Below are 2,547 nucleotides of genomic sequence, written 5' to 3'. Positions count from 1 at the left end.
TCGGGGCGAAGTGTGTCAGACAGGGTCTGACCAGGTCGTTCCGCAATATCTGCCCAGGGGGCCGAGCCCCCTGGAACCCCCACGTTCCTATGACTGAGGTCCGTTTGTGCCATTCGCGTGCCAGTAGCGGCGGATGTGCCATCAGGACCGGCGCGGCCGGGGGTCACCTTGTGCCAGGCGGGCCGACATTCCCCGTGCGACTTCGGACGCCCGCTCCCCGCTGGCACGCTGATAGATCAGCGCGGCGCGCGGGGTCGAGTGGCCACCGAGCGCCATCAGTTCGCGCAGGGTGGCGCCGGACTGCGCAGCGAGCGTCAGACCCGCGTGCCGGCAGTCGTGAAGATGGGCTTCCTCGTCGACACCGACGATCCGGCAGGCCCGCCGCCACCATGAGCGGTTGTGCCGGCTGACGGGGTTGCCGTCCTTGGTCGTGAACACGAGCCCGTCCGGGCCGGGTTGGGCGTGCTCCGCCAGGTGGACGGCGAGACGGCCGAGGATCGCATCCGGGATCACGATTGTGCGTGCGCCCGCGTCGGACTTGGGTGGCCCGAAGTACGGCTTCTGCCCGCCGCCGGGCTCGACATACTGCCCGTCGTCCGGGTCGATACGGATCGTTCGCCGGTGCAGGTCGATGTTCCGCCGGCGCAGTGCGGAGAGTTCTCCCGAGCGAAGCGCCGTTGCCGAGGCCAGGAGCACGAGCGCCGCATACCGCTCGGGCACGGTGTCGACGAGTTTCCAGAGCTGTGCGATCGTGATCTCCGGGCGGGGTGCGTCACGGACAGTGCCGGCACCTTTGATCCGGCACGGGTTCTTGGGAATCAGCCCGTCCTCAACTGCTGTCATCAGGATTGCGCGGAGAAGTCGGTAGGTGGTTTCCACCGTCACCACACCGCGTCCGTTCGTCGTGGCCGCTGCCATCAGCCCCGCATACCATTCGCGGACAAGCTTCGGCGTGATTTCGGCTACGGCGAGGCTTTTGAACGTCGGCAGGATGCGTAGCCGTAGCTGCCGCTCGTACAGGGTGCGGGTCATCGGACGCAGCGCGCGTGTCCGCATCCAGTGTTCGGCGAACGCGCCGAAGCGTTGCTTACCGGTGGACGGGTCGGTCCACGTTCCGCGTGTCTGGTCGGTCTCGGTCGCCGCGAGTGCCTGGTCAGCTTCGCGTTTCATCGCGAAGGTGCCGAGGGGGATCATCTTGCCGTCCGGACCGGTAATGCGGGCCTGCCAGCGTCCCGATGACAGCTTGCGAACGTTGCCGTACCGTCGCCGCTTCATGCCGCCCTCCGCCTGCGCGGGGTCGGAACGTCGTTCGCTTCGACGCGACCGCCAGCGATGAACGCATCGAGGTCGCTCCGGTGGATCCGGACGTGTTTCACCTTGCCGAGCCGGATATAGGCGATCCGCCGTTCCGCGATCATCCGCTGTACGAACCGGACCGGTGTACCGAGGATTTCAGCCGCCTGTTCGACCGTAAGTAGGTGATCCACGGGAGCCTTTCTGGGTCAGGGTCCCCGTCCCTGTGGCGTGGCAGTGTCTGCCGGACAGGGACGGGGAAAAAATGGAGGGGAGAACGCGGCGGTTTCGCCTCAGCGCGGCACGGTCCGCGCGCCGCCGGTGGAACCGGGGATCGCGACGAAGGCCGCCAGGACGTAGGCGAGAAGTTGCCTGGTGACGGTTGCCGAAATCGGCCGGGTGTCGCTGGTCAGCGGGATCTGCGGTACCCATCCGGCGGGGGATTGCGGGTTGGCGGAAGTAGCAGATCCGCCGTTGCCGTTCCCGTCGGCTGTCGGGGCACCAGCAGGAGCGGGCACACGGGTGCCGGTCGGCGTGCGGAAGATGAGGATGGTTTCGACGTCGCCGAACGCTTCGGTGAACACCGCCTCCATCGGGAGCGTGACCAGGACGCGGGCAAGGTCGAAACCGTCGGCGCCGGGTCGGACGGTGACTTCGTAGTCGCCGTGGTTGGTGCGGTGCATGCTGACGAACGGCTCGTCAGCGGAGGGGCTGCGCCATGGGCCGTGGCCGGGCGGAATGATAGGCATTGGGTCTGTCGCTCCTTGTTGCGTAAGGGGTGCGGATCAAGGTCCCGGTGTGGTGTTAGCCGCACCCGCCGGGACCGCCTGCCATGCGGACGATCAAGCCGGGGCTATGGGCGGAGCCCGCCCCAACCAGGGCAGAGCCGTACTGGATGTTGTCGGGCGCATGGCCCCTCCATTGATCAGTTGTCGGGTCAGGCCGCGCGGGGGAGGTTCGGATCGGTTGCCGAAACCGGGTGAGGATCCCCACGAGCGGCACGGGCCGCGTCCAGCTGGGCGCGCCAACGGTGCCGATCCGCGACCGCGCGCAGCAGTAGATGTTCCCGGCGGGGCGTCGCCGGATCCCCGGGCCGGAGAAGCTGCCAGACCACCCGGTCGGGCGCGGCGCCCTGGCCGCCATCGCCGGTGTCCCCATTGCCGGTTTCGGCGTGGCCGGTGTGGCCGAGGACCGCGAGCTGTTCCCGGACCCACACCTTCCGATCTTGCTTGTGATCGGCAAGAGTTTTCCCCG

The 2,547-nt window shown here is 68.0% G+C and carries 3 protein-coding genes and 1 pseudogene; all 4 read right to left on the bottom strand.

The features are described 5' to 3' along the window. Positions 1-141 precede the first annotated feature (141 nt). Positions 142-1,275 (bottom strand): site-specific integrase, encoded by a 1,134-nt coding sequence (locus U9980_RS28070; protein WP_322770684.1) that lies wholly within the window; start codon positions 1,273-1,275, stop codon positions 142-144. Then, on the bottom strand, positions 1,272-1,418 hold the full coding sequence (locus U9980_RS28860; protein ID WP_416210420.1) for a hypothetical protein: 147 nt from the start codon (positions 1,416-1,418) through the stop codon (positions 1,272-1,274). Before U9980_RS28860 ends, U9980_RS28070 begins: the two co-directional genes overlap by 4 nt. A 168-nt stretch (positions 1,419-1,586) precedes the next feature. Beyond that, complete coding sequence (locus U9980_RS28060) at positions 1,587-2,042, bottom strand: hypothetical protein (protein WP_322770682.1); 456 nt, start codon at positions 2,040-2,042, stop codon at positions 1,587-1,589. Positions 2,043-2,230: 188 nt separating this feature from the next. Then, positions 2,231-2,547: pseudogene (locus U9980_RS28055) on the bottom strand (replication initiation protein); the annotation flags it as partial.

It is taken from the genome of Protofrankia sp. Cr1 (genome assembly GCF_963555865.1).
Lineage (GTDB): Bacteria > Actinomycetota > Actinomycetes > Frankiales > Frankiaceae > Protofrankia.
This window is presented reverse-complemented; position numbering and strand designations above follow the sequence as displayed.